We start from the raw sequence: 26,654 nt of genomic DNA, 5'->3' as shown, positions 1-26,654 counted from the left end.
AGGAAGCCCGCATGAAATTTAAATGGGATGAATTTTTTGTAACAGGTGACCCATTAATTCTGGGCGCACAAGTTTCTATTGCACTATCTACCATCGCCATCATTGTTGTACTTACCTACTTCAAGAAATGGAAATGGCTCTGGTCTGAATGGATAACAACTGTTGACCACAAAAAACTCGGAATCATGTATATTATCTCTGCTGTAATTATGTTATTCCGCGGCGGTGTCGACGGTTTGATGATGCGTGCCCAGCTAGCGCTTCCGAATAACAGTTTTTTAGACTCAAACCACTATAATGAAATTTTTACAACTCACGGTACGATCATGATTATCTTCATGGCGATGCCGTTTTTAATCGGTCTTATTAACGTTGTTGTACCTCTTCAAATCGGTGCTCGCGACGTTGCATTTCCTTACTTGAACAACCTGAGCTTCTGGACGTTCTTCGTAGGGGCTATGCTTTTCAATATTTCTTTCGTTATCGGAGGTTCTCCGAACGCAGGCTGGACAAGTTATATGCCGCTTGCAAGTAACGACATGAGCCCTGGGCCGGGTGAGAACTACTACCTCCTCGGACTTCAGATTGCCGGTATCGGTACCCTGATGACAGGGATCAACTTTATGGTCACAATCTTAAAAATGAGAACAAAAGGCATGACACTGATGCGTATGCCAATGTTCACTTGGACAACACTGATCACAATGGTTATTATCGTGTTTGCTTTCCCTGTGCTTACAGTAGCTTTAGCACTATTATCATTTGATCGTTTGTTCGGCGCTCACTTTTTCACACTGGAAGCAGGCGGTATGCCGATGCTTTGGGCCAACCTGTTCTGGATTTGGGGACATCCTGAAGTATATATCGTTATTCTTCCGGCGTTCGGTATTTTCTCAGAAATTATCTCAAGCTTTGCAAGAAAACAACTGTTTGGTTACAAAGCGATGGTCGGTTCTATTATCGCCATCTCCGTATTGAGTTTCTTAGTTTGGACTCACCACTTCTTCACAATGGGGAACAGTGCGTCCGTTAACTCATTCTTCTCAATTACGACAATGGCAATCTCGATTCCGACCGGGGTTAAAATCTTTAACTGGCTCTTTACCATGTATAAAGGCCGAATCAGCTTTACAACGCCTATGCTGTGGGCGCTTGCGTTCATTCCTAACTTCGTTATCGGCGGGGTTACAGGGGTTATGCTTGCGATGGCAGCAGCGGATTATCAATACCATAATACGTACTTCCTGGTATCTCACTTCCACTACGTGCTGATCGCGGGTACTGTATTTGCTTGTTTCGCAGGATTTATTTTCTGGTATCCAAAAATGTTCGGCCACAAACTGAACGAAAAAATCGGAAAATGGTTCTTCTGGATCTTTATGATCGGGTTCAATATTTGTTTCTTCCCGCAATATTTCTTGGGGCTTCAAGGCATGCCTCGCCGTATTTACACATACGGACCGAATGACGGCTGGACAACATTGAACTTTATCTCAACAGTCGGAGCTTTCATGATGGGTGTAGGATTCTTAATCCTTTGCTATAACATCTACTACAGCTTCCGTTACTCTACGCGTGAAATCAGCGGAGATTCATGGGGTGTGGGACGTACGCTTGATTGGGCGACTTCATCTGCGATTCCGCCGCACTACAACTTTGCGGTGCTTCCTGAAGTCAAGTCTCAAGATGCATTCCTGCATATGAAGGAAGAAAAAACTGAATTATACCCTGAAAGCAAATTCAAGAAAATCCATATGCCAAGCAACTCAGGCAGACCGTTCTTTATGTCTGTTGCCTTCGGTATCGCCGGCTTTGGACTTGTCTTTGAATGGTACTGGATGGGCGTAGTCGGATTGATCGGAGTCCTGCTCTGCATGGTTCTGCGTTCATTCGAATACGACAATGGCTACTACGTTAGTGTTGATGAAATAAAAGAGACGGAAAGAAAGATTTCCGAATAAGGAGGCGTGAGTTATGGAACATGCAGAACACGGCAATTCTAACGCGCCTATGGAATATCAATCTGAAACCGGCAGACTTAATATTCTCGGGTTTTGGATCTTTTTAGGGGCAGAAATTGTGTTGTTCTCAACACTATTTGCAACCTTCTTCGTTCTTCAAAACAGAACAGCAGGAGGTGTCTTACCGGACGAACTGTTTGAAGTGAATCTGGTAATGATTATGACGTTCTTGCTGCTTATCAGCAGCTTTACCTGCGGGATCGCTGTTCATGAAATGCGCCGCGGAAGTTTAAAAGGCGTAGTCATTTGGACAATTATTACTCTTCTTCTCGGCGCCGGCTTCGTCGGTTGTGAGATCAACGAGTTTGTCCACTATGTACATGAAGGAGCATCTCTCGGTACAAGTGCGTTCTGGTCTGGATTCTTTGTTTTACTAGGAACTCACGGAACTCACGTAACAATCGGTATTTTCTGGATTACAGGAATTCTGATTCAATTGAAGAAACGCGGCTTAACTCCGCAAACTTCATCTAAAATCTTTATCTCAAGCTTGTACTGGCACTTCTTAGATGTTGTATGGATTTTCATCTTTACAGGTGTCTATCTCATGGGATTGGGGGGTCTGTAAAATGGCAAACAAATCTGCTGAACACAGTCACTTTCCATGGAAGCACATTGTAGGTTTTGCACTGTCTATTGTTTTGACCCTGCTGGCTCTATGGGTTGCAGTGTATACTGAATTGAGTCCATCAGCAAAACTTTGGATCATTTTCGGCTTCGCCTTCATTCAGGCGGCGCTCCAGCTTCTCATGTTCATGCATATGACAGAGAGCGAAAACGGCGGTATCCAAGTCGGAAACACGCTGTTCGGATTCTTCGGCGCGATCGTTATCGTGCTTGGATCCATCTGGATTTTCGCGGCTCACTATCATCACGGTGACCACATGGACGGAAATCCTCCTGGAGGCGCTGAACACTCAGAGCACTCAGGCCACAACGAATAAGCAAAAACCCTCTTCGTTAGAAGAGGGTTTTTTGCTGTTTCAGCTGCTGCTTCGCTTTCTGCGAAGGTAAGGAAGGCCATAAATGATAAAGGCCGCGATATGAGCGACAATGACGTTGACGGCAAACAGGATAATCATGAGAGTGTGTCCGAGTGGAGAAAGGCTTTCTGTTGCGTAAAAGAAGAAGAATACCCACATTAAAATAATTGGCGGAATAGCAGAGAGTGCGACTTTTTTGTTATCGAGCCAAATAAAGAGGGGAGTAGCACTGGCAACCAATAAATAAGCAAAAAACATGTCCATCATACCCGTCTCCTTTCATTTTGTGACAGCGTTTACAAAAATGAAGTAGAGGAAATGAATTGTGTCTGTTTTATGGTTGTTTTGTGAACATTTTGTTACAATTATTATACCATGTTTTCCAGAAATTGATACGTGATTTCGTAAAAATGTGTTAGAACTATCGTCTTATTTTTAAAGGTTCGTATGATAGGAGAATGTACGGAGCTTTCTTTTTAAAACAGGGGGGATGTAGATGTATGATGTAATAAAGCTTGAAAGAGAAGACTGGAGAGAAGTGATTCGCATGTCTGAATATGCTTTTCAGAAAGAACTCAGTGATGAGGAACGAGAAGAGAAAGTAAAAGCTTTAGAGAACCATTACATCATCGGAATCAAAGAACAAGAGAAGCTCCTCTCTAAGCTTCACATGGTTCCCTTTTCTGTCATGCTGGAGGAGCAGGAGATAAAGATGGGCGGTATTGCCGGGGTGGCAACCTGGCCTGAAGACAGAAGAAAAGGAACCGTAAAGGAGCTAATCCTAAACGCTTTATCGATCATGAAGAAAGAAAACCAAACCATCAGTTTTTTGCATCCATTCCTGATCTCTTTTTATCGCAAGTTTGGCTGGGAGCTCTGTTTCTATCAAAAACGTCTGACCTATCTTAAAGGACAGCTGCAAAAGCTAGACGACGCCCCAGGGTACATGAGAAGGATTCAAAAAGATGAAACAGATACAGTGAATGCCATCTACAATCAATACAGAAAAACGCACAATGGGTTGTTGAAGCGTTCAAAGGAGCATTGGAAAGAGAAGATCCATGGAATGAAGGCTGTGTATATCTCTGGAGAGGGAGTACCCTGTGGATATCTTGTGTATGACATCAAAAACAAAACGATGCGAGTAGTGGAATTTGTCTATTTGAACAGAGAAGCACAGAGAGGTTTGTGGAATTTTATTTGCCAGCATGATTCGATGGTGAATGAAGTGGAATTGACTGTACGAATGGAAGAAGAGCTTGATTTTTTAACCGCCGAACCCCGGATCAAACAAGAGATATATCCTTACAGTATGGCGCGCATCGTTGATGTTGAAGGTTTTTTGCGGGAGTATCCAAAATCTCGGTTAACGGCACCCTTTGACTTTAAGGTAACGGATCAATGGGCCCCGTGGAATCAACAAACCTTCCGCATTGACTCTCAGCGGGTGCAGAATATCCCCGAAGATTCGTCTGGCCATCTAATAGAATGCAACATATCTTCTTTAACCGCCTTCTTCCTCGGCGCACGTAGTGCTCGTTTCCTTTACGAAACAGGCATGATCAAAGGACCATTATCGGAAATTAAAAGGCTTGATGACGTTTTACAGCCAAGGTCTCCATTTCTAATGGATTTCTTTTAACCCCTTTTTACAAAGGGGGTTTTTTCATTTGAAAAGTTTTGTGTCAATCGAAACATTTCGGTTTATGATACGTCATATTTCGTGTAGCTGAAAAAGCGCCGCAAATGCGCGCAAAAAACAAAAAAGGAAACGAGCTTCACGTGTCATCTTGAACGTGGTTCATGTATAATAAACATTAGTGATTTTCCGATGAAAATGTAAGGCGGGATAGAATGAGTCGATATAAGAAACAGCAAAGCCCCTTTTATCAGGGGGATTTGATTTTTATATTTGGTGTGTTTTTTATTATAAGTGTAGTATCAATTTATGCTGCCGGTCAATTTGGGCAGTATGGAAACAAAGATTGGATACAGCAACTTGTGTTTTATCTTTTGGGTGCTATTGCGATCACAGTGCTTTTGTACTTTGATTTAGAACAGCTTGAAAAATTAAGTTTATATATTTTTATCATTGGTATTTTATCTTTGATTATTCTTAAGATCAGTCCTGAGTCCATCGCACCTGTCATTAAAGGCGCAAAAAGTTGGTTTAGGTTTGGGAGAATAACCATACAGCCGTCAGAGTTCATGAAGGTTGGTTTGATTATGATGATTGCGTCAGTCATCGGAAAAGCTAACCCTAAAGGAGTTCGGACGCTTAGAGATGATGTTCACCTTTTATTAAAGATTGCGGGTGTCGCAGTTATCCCTGTTGGTCTTATCCTGATGCAAGATGCTGGGACGGCGGGAATATGTATGTTTATCGTTCTTGTAATGGTTTTTATGTCAGGGATCAATTGGAAACTGATAACAATCATTGCTGGTTCAGGTATCTTACTCATTTCATTAATTTTATTAGTAATGATAAACTTTCCCGACGCTGCTAAATCAGTCGGAATACAGGAGTATCAAATTAAGAGGGTTACTTCTTGGGTTTCTGATTCAAATGACACACAGAATGATGATAGCGGGTGGCAAGTTGATCAAGCTATCATGGCTATAGGTTCTGGTGGTATTTTAGGAAATGGCATTTCTGATTTAAAGGTTTATGTTCCAGAAAGTACAACTGACTTCATCTTCTCTATAATAGGTGAATCCTTTGGATTTTTAGGCTGTGCCTTTGTCGTCATCATGTTCTTCTTCTTAATCTATAGGCTTGTCGTTCTGATTGATAAAATACATCCGTTTAACCGTTTCGCTTCTTTCTTTTGCGTTGGCTATACGGCGTTAATAGTGATTCACACATTCCAGAATATCGGAATGAACATCGGTATTATGCCTGTTACCGGGATTCCGTTGCTGTTTGTCAGCTACGGGGGAAGCTCTACACTTTCCACGCTGATCGGCTTCGGGATTGTGTATAATGCAAGTGTCCAGTTGACGAGATACAGAAGTTATTTGTTTAATTCATAAAATGCAGACAGTCTTTAAAGGGCTGTCTTTTTTGTTTCAGAGCATTTCACTTTTGACTTCACTTTTTTTGGGATATGATAAACAGATAAGGAGGTCCTTGTGATGAACAACACAATTGAAACCATTTTAAACCATCGGTCGATCCGATCTTTTACTGATCAGCTTCTGACAGCTGAGGAAATTGATACATTAGTGAAAAGCGCGCAGGCTGCGCCTACATCCAGCTATGTACAGGCTTATTCGATTATCGGTGTTTCCGATCCGGAGAAAAAACGTGAGCTGTCTGTGCTTGCGGGGAATCAGCCTTATGTAGAAAATAACGGGCACTTTTTTGTGTTTTGTGCGGACTTGTACCGTCATCAAAAACTGGCTGAAGAAAAAGGCGAACATATTTCTGAGCTGCTGGAAAATACGGAAATGTTTATGGTCAGTTTAATTGATGCTGCACTTGCGGCTCAAAATATGAGCATCGCCGCAGAATCAATGGGGCTTGGCATTTGCTATATCGGAGGCATTCGAAATGAACTGGACAAGGTGACAGAGGTGCTGCAAACGCCTGACCATGTGCTCCCGCTTTTTGGCCTGGCTGTAGGACACCCTGCCAACCTATCCGGCAAAAAACCGAGATTGCCGAAGCAGGCTGTATATCATGAAAATACCTATAACGTGAATGACGATGATTTTCGTGAACATATGAGTGCATATGACAAAACCATTTCTGATTATTATAGAGAAAGAACAAACGGTCAGCGGGTAGAAACGTGGTCTGACCAAATTCTGAACTTTATGAAGCAGAAACCGCGTACGTACTTAAATGAATATGTGAAGAAAAAAGGCTTTAATAAGAACTAAATGTGAAACCTCTCCGCTGGCGGAGAGGTTTTTATGTTTCACGTGTAACATATTCCGACAAATAGAGACAAGCTGACACAAATAAATGACGATTGATCGGGGGACACTGATGAACAGTGTGAGCGGCTTAGAAGAAAAAATAATGGATCAGTGATACGATGAGGACGAGGTGGTAGGGATGTTATCATTAAGTATATTAGATCAATCTCCGGTGTCCGAGGGAAGCTCTGCAGAAACGGCATTACGGGAAACCGTTGAGCTTGCTCAGGCGGCTGAGGATCTTGGGTATAAGAGATTTTGGGTTTCAGAGCATCACTTTTCAAAGCGTCTGGCAGGGTCCAGTCCAGAGGTGCTGATCAGCCACATTGCGGCGAAAACGAACCGGATCAGGGTGGGATCAGGAGGTGTCATGCTGCCGCACTACAGTGCCTATAAAGTAGCTGAGAATTTCCGTGTGCTGGAGGGGCTGACACCGGGAAGAATTGATCTCGGCCTAGGCAGAGCGCCGGGAGGAATGCCGATTGCATCTTGGGCGCTGAATGACGGCGGGAAACGCAATGCCGATCAGTACCCGCAGCAAATCAAGGAGCTGACGATGTATTTGCATGATTTAGCGGATGAAAAACACCGTTTTCCGAATCTGACGGCAGCGCCGCATATTTCAACTGCGCCTGATGTGTGGCTGCTCGGTTCATCTGGAGAAAGCGCGTTGCTCGCCGCTGAATCGGGTGCCGGCTATATGTTTGCCCATTTTATCAATGGCGAGGGCGGGGAGGATACGGTCAGACAATATATGAGACGATTTAAGCCGTCTGTGTTAGGAGAAACACCTCGGGCGGCAGTTGCTGTTTTTGTTCTATGTGCGGATACAGAAGAGAAAGCGGAGCAGCTGGGGGCAGTGCTTGATTTTACTCTCTTGGCGGGTGAGCAGGGCATTCCTTTAGAAGGCGTTCCTGATTATGAAGCTGTCCGGAAAAATACGTACTCTCCTTATGAACAAAGACGAATTGCTGATAACAGAAACCGAATGATTGTCGGTACGAAAGAACAGGTGAAGGAGCAACTGCTGGCTTTGAGCAAAGCGTATGGAGCAGAAGAAATCATGGCGGTGACAATCACACATCATTTTGAAGATAAACTCCATTCATACCGCTTGTTGAAGGAGGCATTTGCGAATTAATCTGAAAAAAGCCCCGCCGATGTTTCTCGGCAGGGCTGCTTTTTATTCAACAGTAAACGGCTCTTCGGTCAGAACCTGGCTTGATTTGCCTTTGTTGGCTGCATAGGCGAGCATATAATATTCACCGGCTGGAAGCTTTGTACCCCCATTGATCGTGCCGTCCCAGTCGAAGTACTGATAGCCTTTATCTTGATGTTTATAAATACCTGCTTGGCCTGCAAAGTCAAGGTTGCTGTCATAGACGAGGAATGCCAGCTCTTCCGCTCCCGCAGGAAGGTAGGTTTCAATTTCATAGGTGCCTTGTTCAGAGCCCTCATTAACTGAGACAGACGTTACCCTCGGATAATCCGGCTCTTTTACGATCAGCAATGTAGGAACCTTGGCGACGGTTTTTCCGCCTTCTCTAACGATGACTGTTCCTTCATAGGTGCCTGCTTTTGTTTTCTTTGTGTCGACCTTTACTTTTGCAGTGGCTTTTCCGGTTTTATGAGCCGGAATCACAACACGGCTTGTGCCGGATGTGGAAATGCCGCTTCCGTTAAATGAGTATTCTAGCGTGTATGATTTTCTAATGGAAGATTGGTTTTCAATTGTAAAGGTTTCTTTTTTCGTTTCGGTTCCTTTTTCCTTCAAAAATGTGCCGTACGAGTAGCTTCCAGGTGTGACGAACGAGTCGGCTTTGATCGCGTTCATAATTCTTGCGCTGCCTGCGCCTTGAGCGTTATGCGGATATACTTCTCCTTCGCCATCCTTTAATGTGACGGCGGTATTCATGATGGCAGCCTTGATCTGTTCAACGCTCCATTTCGGTTTAGCTTGTTTGATGACGGCAACCGCTCCTGCAATATGAGGTGATGCCATGCTTGTTCCTTGTTTTGACCCGTAGCCATATGGATTGTCAGGATCATGTGTCGGAATGGTGCTGACGATGTTGACGCCTGGCGCGGAAATATCCGGCTTAATCATCCACGTGTCCATCACAGGGCCGCGGGATGAGAAATCGGCAACCTGTTCACTGAGCGCTTTTGAGACCATCAACTTGAATGTTGCTTTTGTCTCGCCTGCTTTCATGGCGCTGATGAGTTTTTCGCCGTCTTCTAATGATAGCTTAATCGTTGGCACAGACATGCCTGGTACATTGGCTTCAACTTCTCCGGACAGGTTGTTATACACAACCATGCCGATGGCGCCTGCTTTTTTTGCGTTATCTGCTTTATCCACAAAAGCAATGCTGCCCCGTTTGACGAGTGCTACTTTGCCTTTCAGCTCTTTTCCTTCAAAGTCCTTTTCTTCGCCTAGGCCAGCGTCGACAAGCTCAACCTCTTTATTGTGAAGCGCCTTGACGTCCTCTTCTTTGTCATAGCCCATGACTTTTGCTGAAGAGTAAGAGCCGAATGAGACGGCGTATTCATTGAGCGGAAGCTGCGTTGCGCCGACAGAAATCGCTTCTCTGGATGTGCCTGGCGATCCCACTGTCCAGCCGTTTGGTCCGCTGTTGCCATTTGATGTAACGGCGACAACGCCTTCTGACATGGCCCAGTCAAGCGCTGTGCTCGTCGCCCAATCCGGGTTGTTTAACGAGTTTCCGAGAGACAGGTTCATCACATCTGCTCCGTCCTGAACTGCACGTTCTACACCGGCGATGACGTTTTCTGTTGTGCCGCTTCCTCCCGGTCCGAGAACACGGTAAGCGAGAAGTGTTGCATCAGGCGCTACGCCTTTAATCGTGCCGTTTGCAGCGACAGTTCCGGCCACGTGTGTTCCATGGTCAGTGGCTCCGCCTCTTGGATCGTCTGTCGGTGTTTCTTTCGGATCGTAATCATTGTCTACAAAATCGTATCCTTTATATTGTCCGAAGTTTTTCTTCAGATCAGGGTGATTGTACTCAACCCCTGTATCAATAACAGCCACTTTGACGCCTTTCCCTGTATAGCCTAAATCCCATGCATCATTTGCTCCGATATATGGCGCGCTGTCATCCATTTGCGGAGAGACAGCGTCCTCGGAGATGGTGATGTCTTTCTCCTTGATATTGTCTGTTTTGTAAGTGACGTTCGGGTACACAGCTTTAACGTCGTCTACTGCTAGAAGTTTTGGAATTTCATTAGCCGGAAGTTTCATAGAAAATCCGGAGAATACCTGCTCATATTCACGTTTTATTTTTCCATTTTTCACCGCTTTCACGGCTTTATTTTTTGCTTTTGAGCGGGCGTTTTTGAGCTTGCTTTTCGTTTGGTTTACTCCCGTTTCTTTCGCCTCTGCTAAGGATTTTTCTTTTAATTCCACAATCACCGTTGTTTGTTTGCTTGTTGTCATGTCAATATCACCGAATACCTCGGCCTTTTCCAGGTCCGCCGATCCTTTTGAAGAAACCGGTGCTGCCTGTACACCTGTACTGCCTGTGGATAACGTAAAGAATAAAACCAAACCTAGAAGCAGAAAACGAATAATCCCGTTTTTCAATGTGTTTCCCCCTTTGTGTTTAGAAAAAATGTTGAAGGTCTAGTATATATTTCTTGAAAATTCAAAAAAATCCTTGTGTCATTTGGACCATTTATTGGATTTTGGTTGTGTATAAGGAAGGAGTTATACACAGAACCCTGTGTATAAGTGAATAAAGTTGTGCATATATATAGTTGGGAATGTATGTTCCTATACAAAATATAGTTGGGCTTTGTGGACATGTGGATATCTCTTGTGATTAAGTTGTTCTTATCTTTGGGATAACTTGTGTATAAACTTTTTAAAGCGGTTCTCCAATTTTCATTTCATTTCTTTCAGCTTTCAACAAAACTTCTTAAAACTAGTTTGTTTTTTCACTCATATTGTGACAAAGAATTCTCTTTCCACGGTCTATCATAGAGTCATGAGTTTTGCTAGAGCTGCTAGTTTGCGAGAAAAGAAATCGGCCGTCTTTTCCTGTGAGCTGCGGCTGAAAAAACGGGCTGCTAAAAAGGCTGCCTGCCAAAAGAAGCGGAGGGATGTTTTTTTATGAAACGTTTGCTTGTATCTTTACGGGTGTGGATGGTCTTTTTGATGAACTGGGTGGCGCCGGACCGAAAACATGCGGCTGCCGCTATTTATTCGGCTCAGCGTACATATCAAAGAAAAGCGGCGGTGCAAGCCGCAGGACTGGTTTCGTTTTATGAATGGCGGATGGCTGTGAATGACGAGGAAAAACAGAAAGCGAAAGCCGCCGCTCTCTATAAAAGAAGATGTCTGCAAGCCTTCAAGGAATCGCCAAAGCAGGAGAGGGCCGGCCCGCAGCTTTACATGGCGGTCAAAAGGAGGTAAAATCCCAGTCATAAAAGCTAATTGGCGGGAGAGAGAGCCTCTTGAAAATCTATAAGGTATTAAACAACAATGCGGCTTTAATCAAAGAGGATGATCAGGAAAAAATCGTTATGGGTCCGGGCATCGCTTTTCAAAAAAAGAAAAATGATCTCATCCCTATGAATAAAGTAGAAAAGATTTTTGTCGTGCACGACGAGAATGAAAAGTTTAAACAAATCCTGCAAACACTGCCTGAGGAGCATATTGACATAGCTGAGGATATCATCAGCTATGCGGAAGGGGAGCTCGCGGCGCCGCTGAGCGACCATATTCATATCGCGCTTTCTGACCATTTGTCCTTTGCGATCGAAAGGATTCAAAATGGGCTGCTTGTGCAAAATAAATTATTGCATGAGATAAAGGTGCTCTATAAAAAAGAATACGAGATCGGCCTGTGGGCGATCGGACATGTAAAAGAGACATTGGGCGTATCTCTGCCTGAAGATGAAGCGGGTTATATTGCCCTTCACATCCATACGGCAAAGATGGATGCAGAGAGTATGTATTCAGCGCTGAAGCATACGACGATGATAAAAGAAATGATAGAGAAAATAGAAAACTACTTTAATCGAAAGGTGGATGAAAACAGCATTTCCTATCAACGCCTTGTCACGCATTTGCGATACGCGGTCAGCCGGTTGGAATCAAATGAAGCGTTTCATGCCATGGACGAAGAGATGCTTTATTTCATCCAAAAAAAGTATTCATTTGCCTATCAATGTGCGCTGGAGCTGGCGGAGTTTCTGAAAAATGAATATCAATTACATTTGCCGGAGTCCGAGGCCGGCTATATCACGCTGCATGTCCAGCGTCTTCAAGATCTCTCGGAATAACCGCTTTGACTTGCAGGGAGTGATCTCTGGAAGTTTTTTTATTGATCGGCATTCAGCGTGTGATACATCCAGCCCATCATCACAATTCCTGCGGCCAGATTGCCGAGTGTAACAGGGATTAAGTTTCTGACTGCTCCCGCCAGTGTGACTGTATCAGGGTGATCGATCAAAAGTGAGATCGCAAATGTGCACATATTGGCAATGCTGTGTTCAAAACCGGAAATAAAAAAGCAGAAAACGAAAAGCATCATGGCAAACAGCTTTGCCCCTTCTCCTTTGAGAGACATCGGAATGAAAAAAGCGAGACATACAAGCCAATTGCACAGCATTCCTCGGAAAAACAGCTCTGAGGCAGGCGGCTCTATCTTGTGCTCTGCCAGATGAATCAAAAAGGAATGGGATGCCCCCTCAAAAAGCCCGGTTGCACTGATAAGAATCGCAAACAAAACGGCTCCGATCAAATTGCCGGTATAGCTGAAAATCCACAGGTACAGGGTGTCACGCCAGCGGATTTTTTTCCGGAGTGCGGTATAAGTGAAATAAAAGGTGTTGCCGGTGAATAAATCCCCGCCTCCGTAGGCAATTAATACAATAGCAGCTCCAAATGTCACAGCGGCAGCCGGAAAGGCAAACGGTGAGTCAGCAATAGAGAAATAGCTGCCTGTTTTGCTTGCGGCTGTAATGCCAAAACCGATAAACATGCTGGCTAAAATGGTTCTGAGCAAATAACGGATTTTGCTTGAAACGAATATGTTTTGTTTTCTTAAAGCATACTGTTCAACCTTTTGCAGTGCTTGAGTTTCCATTGTCTTTTCCTGCTTTCTTTGAGAGATGAGCATAGTATAGCATGATATTGTGAAATGTTTCACAATTAATATTTACGACTTTTTGTCTAAATGTTTTACATCACTTTTTATCTAAAAAAACAGTTGACGAAAACGCTGTCATCAATTATGATGAAAGCGTATTCTTCATTTGAATAAGTGGGATTGTGACTGGTAAAGCAGGCAAGACCTAAAATTTGCGTAAATGAAAAAGGATCGCTGTGTCCTTTCTTCGTTGGCGAATTTTAGGTCTTTTTTGTTTATAAAAGGGGGAGAAACAGATGGATTACAAAGAGACTGCAAAACGCCTCATTGAGCTTCTCGGAGGAAAAGAAAACATCATCAGCGCGGCTCATTGTGCGACAAGGCTGCGTTTAGTGATCAGGGATGAATCAAAGATTGACCAATCGCAAGTAGAAGAGCTTGAAGGCGTTAAAGGCGCTTTCAGCAGTTCAGGCCAATACCAGATTATTTTTGGAACTGGCCTTGTCAATAAAGTGTATGACGCTTTTTCTAAGGAAGCCGATGTAGAGCGTGAAGAACAAGTGAATCACCAGGATGCTGCTAAAGAGAAACTGAACTCTGCGGCGAGATTTGCGAAAACGCTTTCGAATATTTTTGTTCCGATCATTCCAGCCATCGTAGCCAGCGGCCTGTTAATGGGGTTATTGGGAATGATCAATGCCTTTCATTGGATGAGTAAGGACTCTGCACTGCTGCAGCTCCTCGATATGTTTTCAAGCGCGGCATTTATCTTTCTGCCGATTTTGATCGGGGTCAGCGCTTCAAAAGAGTTTGGAAGCAATCCGTATTTAGGAGCGGTCATCGGGGGAATCATGATACACCCCACTCTGTTGAATCCATGGGGTCTGGCGGAAGCGTCACCTGATTATATGCATCTTTTCGGGTTTGATATCGCGCTTCTCGGTTATCAGGGAACCGTCATCCCTGTTCTGCTGGCTGTTTATGTCATGAGCAAGGTAGAGAAATGGACAAGAAAAGTGGTTCCGCATGCGGTCGATTTGCTTGTTACGCCTTTTGTTACTGTCATTGTCACCGGTTTTGTCGCATTTATTGCCATCGGACCTCTAGGAAGAGCGCTTGGCTCCGGTATTACTGTTGCTTTAACATATGTGTACGATCATGCCGGTTTTGTCGCAGGCCTTCTTTTCGGCGGCACCTATTCATTGATCGTCCTGACAGGTGTTCATCACAGCTTCCATGCGATTGAGGCGGGGCTTATTTCAGATATTGGCAGGAACTATTTATTGCCGATTTGGTCTATGGCGAATGTCGCCCAAGGCGGGGCAGGCCTTGCCGTCTTCTTTTTAGCGAAAAAGGCAAAAACGAAGGAAATCGCTCTTCCGGCGGCATTTTCTGCTTTTCTTGGTATTACTGAGCCCGTCATTTTCGGGGTGAACCTTCGATACCGGAAGCCGTTTATCGCCGCGATGATCGGGGGCGCGTTGGGCGGCGCGTATGTCGTATTTACACATGTTGCTGCAAACGCTTACGGGTTAACAGGCATTCCGATGATCGCCATTGCAGCACCGTTTGGCTTTGGAAATCTAGTAAACTATATGATAGGAATGGTTATTGCAGCAGTATCAGCATTCATTGCGGCGTTTGTCATGAAAATTAACGAAGATGAGGAGAGAAAAAAATGACAGCACATGATCAGAAGCTGCGTCGCCGGGCTTATGAAGAAATTGAGAAAAAAGAACATATTGCTGACAGCGATCCGCACCGCCAGCACTTTCACATCATGCCTCCGGTTGGTTTGCTGAATGATCCAAATGGCGTTGTGTATTGGAAAGGAGTCTATCATTTGTTTTTTCAGTGGCAGCCGTTTCAGACGGGGCACGGCGCAAAGTTTTGGGGGCATTATACGACACGCGACTTTGTGAATTGGAAGCGGGAAGAGATTGCGCTGGCTCCGAGTGATTGGTTTGATAAAAACGGCTGCTACTCGGGCAGCGCTGTTGTCAAAGATGACCGGCTCTATCTGTTTTACACAGGAAATGTCAGGGATCAGGATGGGAATCGGGAAACGTATCAGTGCCTTGCTGTATCGGATGATGGGCTGACCTTTGAGAAAAAAGGGGTTGTCGCCCGCCTTCCGGAAGGCTATACAGCTCATTTTCGCGATCCGAAGGTGTGGGAGCATGAAGGAAAATGGTATATGGTGATCGGTGCACAAACGGAGAACATGAAAGGCCAAGCTGTTTTGTTTACTTCCGATAACCTGACAGAATGGGCGTTTCTCGGCCCGATAACAGGTGCCGGGCTCAACGGACTGAACGGTTTCGGGTATATGTGGGAGTGCCCTGACCTGTTTTCTCTTCAAGGCTCCGAAGTGCTGATTGTCTCGCCCCAAGGACTTGAAGCTGACGGCTATCATTATCAAAATGTGTATCAATCCGGATATTTTGTAGGCCGGCTCGATTATGAAAAAACGGGGCTGATGCATGCTGTGTTTACGGAGCTTGATCAAGGCTTTGATTTTTACGCGCCGCAAACACTTGAAGACGATCAGGGACGCCGGATACTGTTTGCGTGGATGGCTGTACCTGATCAGGATGAGAATTATCATCCGACGAAAGATTATCACTGGATTCACTGCATGACGCTGCCGAGACAGCTGACGCTATCAGGGGAGAAGCTGATTCAGCAGCCGCTTCCTGAGCTGAAAGCGATGCGGAAAAATGGGCAGGAAGTTCAAATCAACATGTATGGATCGTCTGGTACGCTGCCAGTTGAAAATCCTGACAGAGCTGAGATTTTGATTGAAGACATTAATACGGAGTCTGGTTTTGAAATCGATATCCGCGCCACTGCCACATTCTCTTTTCAGAAGGAAGAAGGGCTTATCACGCTGACGCGCACAAGCTTTGACGGCACAAGAACAGAAGCGAGACATTGCCGAATCAGCAATCTGCACACAGTACACATGTTTATCGACGCGTCATCAGTGGAAGTCTTTATCAATCATGGGGAAGAGGTATTCAGTGCGAGATATTTTCCTTTCCCGGGAAATGATGAAGTGACAGCGAAATCAAATGGAAAATCTGAAATGAAAATCGGAATTTGGACACTTATGTAGAAAATCCTCCTATTTTCTTATGTGAAATCTGTGCCATCTGTGCTATTCTTCAACGATAACCTACTATTTTTTTCTGTAAAAGGAGTTGTTTTCTTGAATATACATGAACAGAAGATAACACCGGAATGTTTAGAACAGGCTGCGGATCATGTTGAGGATAAGCGGGAAGAATATAAGGATGTGCTTCTTCAGCTGAAAAAAATGCTACGGGGAACATCGCCGCATAGTGAAGCGGCAGAAACCCTTTCACGGGCATATGAACAAATGAAGGAATATGCGCTTTTTGTTCAGTCGATAGAAACATTTTTGAGGTCATCTGCGAACAATTTAAAAACCAAATAAACAGGCTGCCGATGTGATCGGCAGTTTTTTCTGTTGTAAAAGAGGACTACTTTCAAGTATGGAAGCGGCAGATGAAACGCACGAAGACTCTTGTGATATAGACATTTTTGAGGCGGACGGTTACGAAGATGTGAAATGGAATGCGACAGAGCGTCCCAATGTGTAAGATTGAAAACAAAAACAGGCTGCCTCTTTATAAGGCAGCCTGTTACGCTTATGATTGCTTATTCAGGCGCAATGCTGAATGCTTCGTAGGTCCGACATACTGATTCAGCGGGAAGGACTCTTTAATCGCAGCAGTAATAAATTCTTTCGCCGCGTAAATCGCTTCTTTGACTTCCGCACCTTTTGCGAGTTCTGCTGTCACCGCTGCGGAGAACGTACAGCCGGCGCCATGTGTATAAGGCGTATCAATCATTTCGCTTTCAAGGACTTCCGCTGTTTCTCCGTCATACAGAACGTCTACAGCTTTTTCGTGCTTCAGCTTGCCTCCGCCTGTAATCACAACATATTGAGCACCGAGGGCGTGGATTTTTTTCGCCGCTTCTTTCATGTCTTCAATCGTTTTTAATTCGCCCATGCCGCTGAGCTGGCTGGCTTCGAACAGATTTGGTGTAATCACGGTAGCGAGCGGTGCCAATTGTTCACGCAGGGCTTGCGCGTGCTCTGGATAAAGGACCTCATTTGCCCCTTTGCAAACCATAACCGGATCAATCACGACGTTTTGCAGTTGTTTTTCCTTGATCGTTGTCGCCGCAAGCTCAATAATGTCAACGGTTGGCAGCATTCCTGTTTTCATGGCGTCCACACCGATGCCGTCTACAATCGTTGCGAGCTGGGCGCGAATCGTGTCAGGATCGATCGGAAAGACTTGATGGTCCCAGCTGTTGTTTGGGTCCATCGCGACGATCACCGTTAAGGCCGTCATCCCGTATACGTTTTTTTCTTGAAATGTTTTTAAATCAGCTTGAATTCCCGCGCCGCCGCTGGAATCGGAGCCGGCAATCGTGAGTGCTTTATGCATAGACATGTGTTGAACCTCCATCAATGTTTTATATCTCATTATAGTTAGATTTTCTGCTTATCACAATATGAAAGGTTTATAGGAATCAATTGACAATATCAGGGTGATTTCGTAAAATGCTACATAAGAAAACTAGGTAGGGGTTTTGTCATGTTAAATCGTGAGCTGATTAAAGGCAGCACTGTGATATTGGTATTAACGCTCCTGAATGAGAGGCCGATGTATGGCTATGAGCTTGTAAAAGAGATGGGAAGCCGCAGCGATCATGAACTGCAGATGAAAGAGGGAACATTGTATCCTTCCCTTCATAAACTTGAACGGCAAGGATATATTTCTTCCTATTGGGAGAAGCAGGAGAAAGGGCCGGATCGTAAGTATTATCGGATTACAGAAGACGGCAGAGAGATTCTTGCAGAGCGCACAAAGGAATGGAGCGTGTTTTCAGCGATGATGGACCGAATGCTGAAGCGGGGCGGACAGAATGGATAAAGAGACTTATATATATAAAGTGAAAAACGGGCTTAAAGGGGTTTCTGATTGTGAAGCGATGATCGAAGAGATCGAAAACCATATTGACCACCACTTGTTTCACTCCATTCAAGAGGGGAAGAGTGAGGCGGAAGCCATGGAATGTTTGCTTCGGGAGTTTGGCACACCGGATGAGATTGTATCTTCCTTTCAGAAAGAACAGCCTGTATCCGCCCGTACGTTTTTATTATTCCATCTTTTCTGCAATAGTGCTTTATTTGCAGCAGGTATTACCATTACGGCATTGCATGCATGGTTAGAATCTTCCTTTGTTCATGCAGTGTGGAAAGGCATTTCTGTTTCTGTGTGGCTGATTTTAGCTGCTTATATTCTCTATTGGGTGCTGATTGGGTACCAAGGCGTCAGGGAGTTCGGGCAACGCGGTGAACGGCTTGTTTTACATACGATTCTTATTTCCATGGTGCCGAACGTTATTTTTATGTTTGTTTTTCTGTTTGATCTCGTTCCTGCTGCGCTGTTTCAATCCTTGCTGACACCTTGGTTTATAGGGGCGTGTGCTTGTGCTACGCTGTTATTTCCGGCGTGCGGGCGAATAGGCTGTTATTTTGGCAGGCGCCAGCTTGCCTGATTTTTTAGGTATGTACATAGAAATTCTATGTAGTGAGGGGGATTGTCATGAGACTCGGCTCTTGTTTATATGGTTTTGTTATTCATGTGGCTGTATTTTTGTTTGTGGGTGCCTCCATGCTTTTGGTTATGGCTGTGTCCGTACCGCTTGTTTTTTTGCTCGATAGGCTGCCAGATGTTGTTTTTACTGCTGGGGCAATCATTTTTTTATTATTCTTCTATTCTCTAGGCTGGTTTTGGGCACTCAGGCTTGCTTGCCATCAACGCATGCGTCTGTTTGATGTTCAATTGGGGTCCTTTGTTCTGCTGGCCTTGCTGATTGGTTTGTTTTTGTCAGATGGAACGAGTGTTTCTGAAATTGTGAGGGATTGGGACGATGCAGGCTGTGCTTTTGTTCCGCCGGCCTTCACTTTTTTGTGCCTTTCTTACGCATTGGTGCTGCTGCCGGTCTATCAATCGAAGCTGTGGCATCTCGTCCTGCCGAATGGCGTCCGCCTGAAAGATGTCGTTCGTGTATGCGCAGATCTGATGCTGATTATGGTGCTTCTGGTAGGCGTCACATTGCTGTTTCTGTAGTTTTCATTTCACAGTTCGGTAGGATCTTCCCACTGATCTCCCGTCCAATATATGTTTTAATAGTACATGACTATGAAAATGAGAAGGAGTGCATCATGAAGATTTCTATCGTAATTGTGACCTATAATCGGATTCCGGCTTTGTGCGAGCTGCTGGAGTCGATTTCGCAGCAAACTATGAAGCCGTATGAAGTCATTATTGTCAATGATGCCGGGGAATCGGTTGAGCGGGCCAAAGCACTGTATCCGGAGCTGCCGATTGTTGTGATTGATTTAGAGAAGAACTCAGGCCATGTGGCCGCGAGAAATGCGGGTGTCAAAGAGGTGTCAGGCGACTGTATCATGCTTTGTGATGATGATGATTTCTTCACGCCGGGCCATCTGGAAAGAATGGCGAAAGAAATGGAAACGGCAGATTTTGTTCATTCTGATGCCGAAATTGTTTCGTTTGAAGAGAAAAACGGAACAAGATATCCAGTGTCACGGAAATTGTTTGCTTATACCGCTGACTATGAGGATATGAGAGTGTTCTCGACCTACGTGCCATCGGGCAGCATGTACAGACGTTTCCTGCACGATGAGGTCGGGTATTTCGATGCTGATGTGCATAATTATTGGGACTGGGATTTTTACTTGCGTGCAGCGAAGGATTACCGGGTCAAGCGTGTGCCTTGTGCCAGTGTGATATATGCATTCAGTGACGCGGGAGACAATCAGTCCGCAGACCTTGGCGCCAAGCGGAAGCAATATTTGGATCGTTTAAGCGAGAAGCACGGACTAGGGGAACTGCCGACGAAAAACTTTGCCGTCCTGCTTGAAGAGCCTGACATGAAGAGACGGGAAGCACAAAGTGAGATTGTTTGGGATGGCAAACCTGTCTATTCCAGACTTCATCGTTCGTAAGGAGGTTTGCATCTTGAAACAGCTTTTACAGGACAGCTGGTGGGAACAGCTGAAGGAAGAGTTTGAAAAACCGTATTATCAAGAGCTGAGAGAAATGCTGAAGCGGGAATACATGGAGGAGACGGTCTATCCGGACAGCCGCGATATCTTTAATGCGCTGCACTATACGCCGTACGATGATGTCAAGGTGGTTATTCTCGGCCAAGATCCGTATCACGGGCCTGGACAGGCGCAAGGCTTAAGCTTCTCCGTAAAGCCGGGCGTGAAGCAGCCGCCTTCATTGAAAAATATTTTTCTCGAGCTTCAGAATGATATCGGCTGCAGCATACCGAATCACGGGTCGCTCGTCAGCTGGGCGAAGCAAGGGGTTCTTTTGCTGAATACCGTGCTTACGGTGCGGCGCGGACAGGCGAATTCCCATAAGGGAAAAGGCTGGGAGCGTCTGACTGACCGGATGATTGACGTGCTGAATGAAAGAGAGCGGCCGATCATCTTTATATTGTGGGGCCGGCATGCCCAAATGAAAAAAGAACGGATCGATACGTCCAAGCATTTTATTATTGAATCGACGCATCCCAGCCCGTTCTCAGCAAGAAACGGATTTTTTGGCAGCAGGCCATTTTCACGGGCGAATGCCTTCTTGGAGAAAATGGGTGAGGCTCCGATTGATTGGTGTATAAAGGATTTATAAAAAGCGCAGATGGCCTGCGCTTTTTTATTTGAGTATTTTTCGAATCAAACGCAGGCCATTTTTGGAGGATGGATAACGGAAAGCGAAGTCGAAGCGGTTCGTTTGCTTGACGACGCTTTTTTTGTGCGTAAATGTGTTAAAGCTGTCAAATCCGTGATAGCTGCCGATTCCGCTTTCTCCCACGCCGCCGAATGGCAAATACGGTGTCGCGGCATGCATTAACGTATCGTTGACACAGCCGCCGCCAAACGACAGGTTTTCTAATACCTCTCGTTCAATTGTTTGGTTTGTCGTAAACACATACAGGGCGAGCGGCTTGGGACGCGACTTGACTTTTTCAATGACTTCATCGATGCCGCGATATGTAAACAGCGGAAGAATGGGCCCGAAAATTTCCTCTTGCATCACAGGGGAATCATCTGTGACTTGATCGAGGATGGTCGGCGCTATTTTGTGGTGCCTGTGATCGGCTTGGCCGCCGCTTAGCGCGACACCGTCTTTCAGAAAGCTCAGCAGCCGCTGATAGTGGTGTTCACTGACGATTTTGCCATAAGCCGGATTCAGTTCGGGCTGCGGTCCGTAAAACTCGCCAATGACACGCTTCATTTCTTCCGCAAGCACTGTTTTGATGTCTTCGTGAACGAGCAAATAATCCGGTGCGATGCAGGTTTGGCCCGCATTCGTAAATTTCCCGAAGACGATGCGTTTGGCGGCAAGCTTGATGTCGGCATCCTTATGCACGATGCAGGGGCTTTTGCCTCCGAGCTCTAAGGTGACAGGGATTAATTGTTTGGCCGCCGCTTCCATGACAACTTTTCCTATGGCGACGCTTCCTGTAAAAAATATGTAGTCGAACGGCTGCTGTAATAAAGCTGTGCTGATGTCCGGCCCGCCTTCCGCCAAAGCGACATAATGATCCGGAAAAACGTCATGGATGAGATCGGAAAGAACAGCCGAAACAGCTGGCGTATATTCTGAGGGTTTGAGAACGACCGTGTTTCCGGCCGCAATGGCTCCGATTAATGGAGAAAGCGCCAGCTGCAAGGGATAGTTCCATGGCGCAATCACCAAGACGGTGCCATACGGCTCGGGGATAATGACACTTTTGGAACCGATATGGGTCAATGGCGTTTTAACTCTTTTCGGCTTGGCCCATTTTTTCAGACGTTTCATCACAAAGCTGATTTCCTCCAGAACGATGCCGATTTCCGTTGAGTATGCTTCTTGTTCAGATTTGTGAAGATCCTGATAGAGAGCGGCTGTGATGTCTGCTTCATACGCTTTGATGGTGTGTTTCAATTTCTTTAAGACGTCCAGTCTTGAGTCAATTGATTTCGTATGCCCTGCCGCGAAAAATGCTTGATGTCTGCTGACAATAGAGGGGATGCTGTTCATATTCTCTCTCCTTCCTGCGGGTCATGGTGATTCATTATGTGAAAAATGTCTTCTGCATGTCAAATGCGAGGCGCTTGTCAGAAAAAATAACAAACTCTTGTCTGCGTTTGCGGCGGGAATTTGATAAAATGCAGGGAGACTACATTTTATTTTTGGAGGATTTTTTATGAACATTCATATATCCGCTTTGATTCAGAAGATGGAAGAGGAATTGAAGAAAGCAAAGACTGCTGAAGGTGATGAGGAGCTGAAGCGTCACGTGGCGGTCGTCCGTTCTTTGTGCGACGTCGTGCTGGATCAGCCGGAGACGGGGAGCGCGCCGCGTATTCAGCCGAGTGTCACGCTAAGTCCTTCGGCGCCGCCTTCGACAGACCAGCTGCTGATGGAAAAAATGATGGGCAGCGCGGGATTAAACAAATATCGGAAGCAGGAAAAAGATAAGCAGGAAGAGGATGGAAACGGAGAGTCTTTATTTGATTTTTAATCAGAAAGGTTGAGCTTACGTGAAATTGGTTCTTGGCGCTCTGCAATGGACAGCGTTTATGATTGCCGCGGCGATTGTTGTTCCGGTGGCGGTTGCCCAGTCGTTTCATCTGGATCATTCAGATTCTGCACGGCTGATTCAAAGCACTTTTTTTGTATTGGGAATTGCCGCAGTTATTCAGTGTTTGAAAGGACACCGGCTGCCTATAAATGAAAGCCCTGCCGGCTTGTGGTGGGGAGTGTACACGATCTACGGCGGCCTGACCGGAACGGTGTTTGCGACATATGGCGAAACATTGCGAGGCTTGCAGGGGGCGCTTCTTGTAAGCGCTGTATGTTTCTTTTTGTTAAGTGTCTTCAAGGTCATTGACCGGCTTGCTGCCTTGTTTACTCCGGTTGTGACAGGGGTCTATTTGCTGCTGCTCGTTATGCAGCTGAGCCAGCCGATAATAAAAGGGCTTCTCGGCATCGGCTATTTAAAAGACAGCGTGGACGGTCTTGTATTTGTCCTCGCGCTGGTTGTCGTCGCCGCAGCTTTTATCATGTCAAATTCTCATATCGTTTTTTTAAAGCAATATTCTATTTTATTGGCCCTTTTCGGCGGATGGGTGCTGTTTGCTGCTGCGGGCGTTGCGAAACCGATCGAAATGCCGGATCGGCTGTTTCAGCTGCCGTCTCTGTTTCCGTTCGGTGCCCCGTTATTTAACAGCGGCCTAGCCATCACCTCGGTTTTTATTACGATCCTGCTGATCGTTAACATGCTGGCAAGTATGAAGGTTGTGGACATTGCGGTGAAAAAATTCGGCAAACAGACAGATGGAAAGCATCATGAGCGCCCTGCCGGTTTTGCGGCTGCATTCAGCCATTTGCTGAGCGGTTTGTCTGGAGCCATTGCACCGGTTCCGATTTCGGGAGCCGCGGGTTTTATTGAAACGACAAAGATGCCTTCTAAAAAGCCGTTTGTTCTCGGCAGTATGCTGGTCGTTTTCATCAGCGTGATTCCGTTTTTTATGAATGCGTTTGCAAGCCTGCCGTCACCCGTTGGATTCGCGGTAAACTTTGTTGTGTTCTCGGCAATGGTTGGTTTGGCGTTTACTGAATTTGATTCCTATGAGAAATCAGAGCTGAAAAGAGTGCGGGCTGTGATCGGCATTTCACTGCTTACAGGTGTCGGCATTATGTTTGTGCCAGAAAGTGCATTAAAGGATATGCATCCGGTGTTTATTTCTCTGTTAAGCAACGGGCTTGTCTTAGGGACGCTTGCTGCAATAGCGATGGATCAGTTTCAGCTTTGGCGCAGGAGAAAATCCGACAATCTCGTGTCATCAGAGAACAAACATTGAATTTTCATACAGGTGCGATATGATAATTGATATGAGTTTAACGAAAAGGCGGGAGAGAATAGATGAAAATATTTCTCATATTAGGCGCTATTAATGCCATGCTTGCCGTGGGCCTCGGGGCATTTGGCGCACACGGGTTAGAAGGGAAAATTCCCGATAAATATCTTCAGGTTTGGCACACTGGCGTGCAGTATCATATGTATCACGCGCTGGGGCTTTTTGTTGTCGCGTTTCTTGCGGATAAACTGTCTGGCATCGGCAGCGTCACAACAGCCGGCTGGCTGATGTTTGCTGGGATTGTGCTGTTTTCCGGAAGCTTATACATCCTCAGTGTGACGCAAATTTCCATTCTCGGGGCAATCACGCCGCTTGGCGGTGTGGCGTTCATTATTTCTTGGATCATGATCGTTGTCGCAGCCGTCAAATATCTATAAATAAAAAAGCCAATCCTCATGATTTTGAGGGGACTGACCCCATAAGATGAGACAAATAAAAAACACCTTCAAGTTTGAAAACGGATGATTGTTAGCCGAAATTAGACTTGGAGGTGTTTTTTGCATGGGAACAAGAGTGAGTTATCCGATTGAAGTCAAACAGAAGGCTGTAGAAATGAGATTGGCAGGCGTGCCTATGAAAGAGATCATGCAGGAATTGAATATCAAGAATAAGACTCAGATTCAGACATGGGTTAGATGGCATAAGGCTGGGGATACACATCGATTCGAACAGCCTGTTGGAAAGCAATACACTTACGGAAAAGGGCCGGAGTATGCTTCCGATTTAGAGAAACTGCAGGCAGAGAACCGTTATCTGAGACAACAGAATGAAGTTTTAAAAAAGTACAAAGAATTGGAAAGGAAGTTGATAGCCAAACGTCAGTCGAACTTGTAGAAGGATTGCGCAGCACAATAACCGTGCAGGATATCTGTGTTCATTTAGGTATCTCACGAGCGTCTTATTATCGTTGGAAGAAGAACCTGACGAAAGATCATCCCAAATGCGATTTGGAAAAACAAATTGGCACGTTGTGCCGAGAGCACAAGTATCGATATGGATATCGAAAAATTACAGCTATATTAAAAAAGGGAATGCGTATTAACCATAAAACGGTTCAACGTATCATGCAGAAAAATCAGTGGCAGTGCCGTGTTAAGGTTAAGAAGCGTAAGAGGAATGGACAACCATGTGCCGTGGCCGATAATGTATTGGATCGGAACTTTCAGTCCGATCGCCCTCTCGAAAAACTAGTAACAGATATTACGTATTTGCCTTACGGACAGAAACAATTGTATCTGTCCAGTATATTGGATGTATACAATGGAGAAGTGATTGCTTTCACGATTGGAGACAAGCAGGACACAGACTTTGTCTTAAACACACTTGATCAACTGCCAACAATGCCTCAGAACTGCGTGTTACATAGTGACCAAGGATCTGTGTATACATCTTACGAGTATCAAAAAGCTGTTAACACAAAAGGCATTACCATGAGCATGTCCCGCAAAGGGACGCCCGCTGATAATGCCTCCATCGAATCGTTTCATTCCTCACTAAAGTCTGAAACGTTCTATCTAAACAGCATTGATCGAACTACGACCGCCATCGTAGAACGCACTGTCACAGAATACATTCATTATTATAACAATATTCGTATTCAAACGAAACTAAACAGCCAATCACCGATAAGCTATCGGCAATTGGCTGTATAAAAGGTGTTTTGATCCCTGTCTCAAAAACGGGGGTCAGTCCCGAGTGATTGGCTTTTTTCTTTATCTTGGCGAATAGGATGACATCGAGTATGGGTAGGTATATGCAATTTCTTCATCAAAGGTGACGTAATCAAGATAGATCGTCAGCAGAAGATAGCGGGTTCCTGTCTTTGGATCGCTGATAATAATGTGATCCCGGCCCGCAGCCTCGATGACGCCGCGAAAAATCTTTGATCCCCACTCTTTGCTGTTTTCAAATGTCATATAGATGGTAGCCGTTTTTCCCCTGTTCAGGCGCAGTATATTCTCGATATATGATTCCTCGACAGGCAGCATGCCGGGAATGTTTTGGCCGCCCGATGGCGTGGGCCCCGATGGAATTTGAAACCCGCCGCCCTGGCCCTGCTGCTGAGTGGGGAATCCGAAGCCTTGCTGCCCCTGCTGCATGGGCATTTGCTGCATTTGTCCCATCGTCTGCATTTGTGGGCCTTGCATTTGCGGGCCTTGCCCTTGCGGCTGCGGGTACGGATTTGGGCCGAATTGAGGCGAATACCCCTGCATATCATATCCCTGCATTTGCTGATATTGATTTTTTTTCGGTTTCATATCGTTCCTCCTTTTTATGAAAACCATTCAGAACATGTTCCGGATGTATAAATAAACGATCCGAGATGACTCACCTCCGATGACAAACGATCTTAGTCGCTAGTGCGATTTTTATCTCTTTCACCTTATGAGGCCAAAGCTTGGAATATGCTGAAAAAAGAACAGTGAGCGTGCCGATTTCTCTGGCCGATCACTGTTTTTTCAATGGACCTACACAATCTTTTCGCATATTGGTCTGTATTCCTAGCGCAACTTGCGCTTAAGCAACATAAGATAACGTTAGTTTCATGTGTGGAAATTCAAGA

The 26,654-nt window shown here is 45.2% G+C and carries 27 protein-coding genes; 21 read left to right on the top strand and 6 right to left on the bottom strand.

Going from position 1 to position 26,654, the window contains the following annotated elements:
- Positions 1–11: 11 nt before the first annotated feature.
- The 3 genes from qoxB to qoxD are packed head-to-tail and all read left to right on the top strand — an operon-like array spanning position 12 to position 2,965.
- Entirely contained in the window at positions 12–1,961 is a 1,950-nt protein-coding gene (gene qoxB / locus LNN34_RS19645) for a cytochrome aa3 quinol oxidase subunit I (protein ID WP_010332354.1), read from the top strand.
- A gap of 13 nt (positions 1,962–1,974) precedes the next feature.
- Positions 1,975–2,589 (top strand): cytochrome aa3 quinol oxidase subunit III, encoded by a 615-nt coding sequence (qoxC, locus tag LNN34_RS19640; RefSeq protein ID WP_003236031.1) that lies wholly within the window; start codon positions 1,975–1,977, stop codon positions 2,587–2,589.
- A 1-nt stretch (position 2,590) separates the two neighbouring features.
- On the top strand, positions 2,591–2,965 hold the full coding sequence (qoxD, locus tag LNN34_RS19635; protein ID WP_024123290.1) for a cytochrome aa3 quinol oxidase subunit IV: 375 nt from the start codon (positions 2,591–2,593) through the stop codon (positions 2,963–2,965).
- Positions 2,966–3,004: 39 nt separating this feature from the next.
- Here qoxD and ywcE read toward each other — a convergent pair whose 3' ends face one another.
- Positions 3,005–3,271 (bottom strand): spore morphogenesis/germination protein YwcE, encoded by a 267-nt coding sequence (ywcE, locus tag LNN34_RS19630; protein WP_081638379.1) that lies wholly within the window; start codon positions 3,269–3,271, stop codon positions 3,005–3,007.
- Between the two features lie 229 nt (positions 3,272–3,500).
- On the opposite strand from ywcE, the gene LNN34_RS19625 reads away from it, so the two are divergent.
- The 4 genes from LNN34_RS19625 to LNN34_RS19610 all read left to right on the top strand — a co-directional run bounded on the left by LNN34_RS19625 (position 3,501) and on the right by LNN34_RS19610 (position 8,069).
- Complete coding sequence (locus LNN34_RS19625) at positions 3,501–4,646, top strand: GNAT family N-acetyltransferase (RefSeq protein ID WP_059335197.1); 1,146 nt, start codon at positions 3,501–3,503, stop codon at positions 4,644–4,646.
- 212 nt (positions 4,647–4,858) lie between these two features.
- Positions 4,859–6,037 carry a cell shape-determining peptidoglycan glycosyltransferase RodA gene (rodA, locus tag LNN34_RS19620; protein ID WP_044159921.1) on the top strand — a complete coding sequence of 393 codons (1,179 nt, stop codon included), beginning with the start codon at positions 4,859–4,861 and terminating at the stop codon, positions 6,035–6,037.
- 102 nt (positions 6,038–6,139) lie between these two features.
- Positions 6,140–6,889 carry an oxygen-insensitive NADPH nitroreductase gene (gene nfsA, locus LNN34_RS19615; RefSeq protein ID WP_044159920.1) on the top strand — a complete coding sequence of 250 codons (750 nt, stop codon included), beginning with the start codon at positions 6,140–6,142 and terminating at the stop codon, positions 6,887–6,889.
- Between the two features lie 178 nt (positions 6,890–7,067).
- Entirely contained in the window at positions 7,068–8,069 is a 1,002-nt protein-coding gene (locus tag LNN34_RS19610; RefSeq protein WP_044159919.1) for an LLM class flavin-dependent oxidoreductase, read from the top strand.
- A 42-nt stretch (positions 8,070–8,111) separates the two neighbouring features.
- Here LNN34_RS19610 and LNN34_RS19605 read toward each other — a convergent pair whose 3' ends face one another.
- Positions 8,112–10,532: a S8 family peptidase gene (locus tag LNN34_RS19605; protein WP_229044280.1), complete on the bottom strand. Its 2,421-nt coding sequence runs from the start codon at positions 10,530–10,532 to the stop codon at positions 8,112–8,114.
- A 528-nt stretch (positions 10,533–11,060) separates the two neighbouring features.
- Between LNN34_RS19605 and LNN34_RS19600 the strand changes: the two genes are divergently transcribed.
- Both LNN34_RS19600 and sacT read left to right on the top strand, forming a co-directional pair.
- Entirely contained in the window at positions 11,061–11,363 is a 303-nt protein-coding gene (locus LNN34_RS19600; RefSeq protein WP_059292278.1) for a hypothetical protein, read from the top strand.
- A 41-nt stretch (positions 11,364–11,404) separates the two neighbouring features.
- Positions 11,405–12,235, top strand: a complete 831-nt coding sequence (sacT, locus tag LNN34_RS19595; protein ID WP_099043821.1) for a sac operon transcriptional antiterminator SacT — start codon at positions 11,405–11,407, stop codon at positions 12,233–12,235.
- Between the two features lie 38 nt (positions 12,236–12,273).
- Here the strand turns inward: sacT and LNN34_RS19590 are convergent, their stop codons facing one another.
- Positions 12,274–13,041: a formate/nitrite transporter family protein gene (locus tag LNN34_RS19590; protein ID WP_229044277.1), complete on the bottom strand. Its 768-nt coding sequence runs from the start codon at positions 13,039–13,041 to the stop codon at positions 12,274–12,276.
- 299 nt (positions 13,042–13,340) lie between these two features.
- Here LNN34_RS19590 and scrA point away from each other — a divergent pair, with 299 nt between their 5' ends.
- The 3 genes from scrA (at position 13,341) to LNN34_RS19575 (ending at position 16,504) form a co-directional block, all read left to right on the top strand.
- Positions 13,341–14,726, top strand: coding sequence for a PTS system sucrose transporter subunit IIBC (scrA, locus tag LNN34_RS19585; protein ID WP_229044274.1), 1,386 nt, complete (start codon positions 13,341–13,343; stop codon positions 14,724–14,726).
- Positions 14,723–16,162 (top strand): sucrose-6-phosphate hydrolase, encoded by a 1,440-nt coding sequence (gene sacA / locus LNN34_RS19580; protein WP_229044270.1) that lies wholly within the window; start codon positions 14,723–14,725, stop codon positions 16,160–16,162. The genes scrA and sacA overlap by 4 nt, the downstream gene beginning before the upstream one ends.
- Positions 16,163–16,255: 93 nt before the next feature.
- A complete protein-coding gene (locus LNN34_RS19575) occupies positions 16,256–16,504 on the top strand; it encodes a hypothetical protein (RefSeq protein ID WP_044159914.1) in 249 nt (82 codons plus the stop codon).
- A 214-nt stretch (positions 16,505–16,718) separates the two neighbouring features.
- On the opposite strand, the gene LNN34_RS19570 is transcribed toward LNN34_RS19575, so the two are convergent.
- Positions 16,719–17,534 carry a bifunctional hydroxymethylpyrimidine kinase/phosphomethylpyrimidine kinase gene (locus LNN34_RS19570; protein WP_229044268.1) on the bottom strand — a complete coding sequence of 272 codons (816 nt, stop codon included), beginning with the start codon at positions 17,532–17,534 and terminating at the stop codon, positions 16,719–16,721.
- A 144-nt stretch (positions 17,535–17,678) separates the two neighbouring features.
- Here LNN34_RS19570 and LNN34_RS19565 point away from each other — a divergent pair, with 144 nt between their 5' ends.
- The 5 genes from LNN34_RS19565 (at position 17,679) to LNN34_RS19545 (ending at position 20,813) form a co-directional block, all read left to right on the top strand.
- Positions 17,679–18,017, top strand: coding sequence for a PadR family transcriptional regulator (locus LNN34_RS19565; RefSeq protein ID WP_044159912.1), 339 nt, complete (start codon positions 17,679–17,681; stop codon positions 18,015–18,017).
- Positions 18,010–18,645 carry a permease prefix domain 1-containing protein gene (locus tag LNN34_RS19560; RefSeq protein ID WP_229044265.1) on the top strand — a complete coding sequence of 212 codons (636 nt, stop codon included), beginning with the start codon at positions 18,010–18,012 and terminating at the stop codon, positions 18,643–18,645. The genes LNN34_RS19565 and LNN34_RS19560 overlap by 8 nt, the downstream gene beginning before the upstream one ends.
- A gap of 47 nt (positions 18,646–18,692) precedes the next feature.
- Complete coding sequence (locus LNN34_RS19555) at positions 18,693–19,220, top strand: hypothetical protein (protein WP_229044264.1); 528 nt, start codon at positions 18,693–18,695, stop codon at positions 19,218–19,220.
- 95 nt (positions 19,221–19,315) lie between these two features.
- Positions 19,316–20,122, top strand: a complete 807-nt coding sequence (locus LNN34_RS19550) for a glycosyltransferase family 2 protein (RefSeq protein WP_059353333.1) — start codon at positions 19,316–19,318, stop codon at positions 20,120–20,122.
- A 13-nt stretch (positions 20,123–20,135) separates the two neighbouring features.
- Positions 20,136–20,813, top strand: a complete 678-nt coding sequence (locus LNN34_RS19545; protein ID WP_044159904.1) for a uracil-DNA glycosylase — start codon at positions 20,136–20,138, stop codon at positions 20,811–20,813.
- Positions 20,814–20,837: 24 nt separating this feature from the next.
- On the opposite strand, the gene LNN34_RS19540 is transcribed toward LNN34_RS19545, so the two are convergent.
- On the bottom strand, positions 20,838–22,208 hold the full coding sequence (locus tag LNN34_RS19540) for an aldehyde dehydrogenase (RefSeq protein WP_229044261.1): 1,371 nt from the start codon (positions 22,206–22,208) through the stop codon (positions 20,838–20,840).
- Positions 22,209–22,374: 166 nt separating this feature from the next.
- Between LNN34_RS19540 and LNN34_RS19535 the strand changes: the two genes are divergently transcribed.
- The 4 genes from LNN34_RS19535 (at position 22,375) to LNN34_RS19520 (ending at position 25,743) form a co-directional block, all read left to right on the top strand.
- A complete protein-coding gene (locus LNN34_RS19535) occupies positions 22,375–22,692 on the top strand; it encodes a YwdI family protein (RefSeq protein ID WP_229044258.1) in 318 nt (105 codons plus the stop codon).
- Positions 22,693–22,711: 19 nt separating this feature from the next.
- Positions 22,712–24,034 (top strand): purine/pyrimidine permease, encoded by a 1,323-nt coding sequence (locus LNN34_RS19530; protein ID WP_044159898.1) that lies wholly within the window; start codon positions 22,712–22,714, stop codon positions 24,032–24,034.
- 62 nt (positions 24,035–24,096) lie between these two features.
- Positions 24,097–24,468: a DUF423 domain-containing protein gene (locus LNN34_RS19525; protein ID WP_044159897.1), complete on the top strand. Its 372-nt coding sequence runs from the start codon at positions 24,097–24,099 to the stop codon at positions 24,466–24,468.
- A 124-nt stretch (positions 24,469–24,592) separates the two neighbouring features.
- Positions 24,593–25,743 (top strand): IS3 family transposase gene (locus tag LNN34_RS19520; protein WP_229044255.1). Its coding sequence is split into 2 segments (ribosomal slippage): positions 24,593–24,866 and positions 24,866–25,743, totalling 1,152 coding nucleotides; the frame shifts between segments, so codons are not numbered across the junction.
- 60 nt (positions 25,744–25,803) lie between these two features.
- Here LNN34_RS19520 and gerQ read toward each other — a convergent pair.
- The gene (gerQ, locus tag LNN34_RS19515) at positions 25,804–26,349 is read right to left on the bottom strand and encodes a spore coat protein GerQ (protein WP_024123267.1); all 546 of its coding nucleotides are present in this window, start codon (positions 26,347–26,349) and stop codon (positions 25,804–25,806) included.
- Between the last annotated feature and the right edge of the window lie 305 nt (positions 26,350–26,654).

Origin of the sequence: Bacillus sp. AF23, from assembly GCF_020861455.1 — a bacterium.
Classification (GTDB): Bacteria; Bacillota; Bacilli; order Bacillales; family Bacillaceae; genus Bacillus; species Bacillus halotolerans.
Note: the sequence above shows the minus strand (reverse complement) of the source record. Positions and strands in the feature narration are given on the sequence as shown.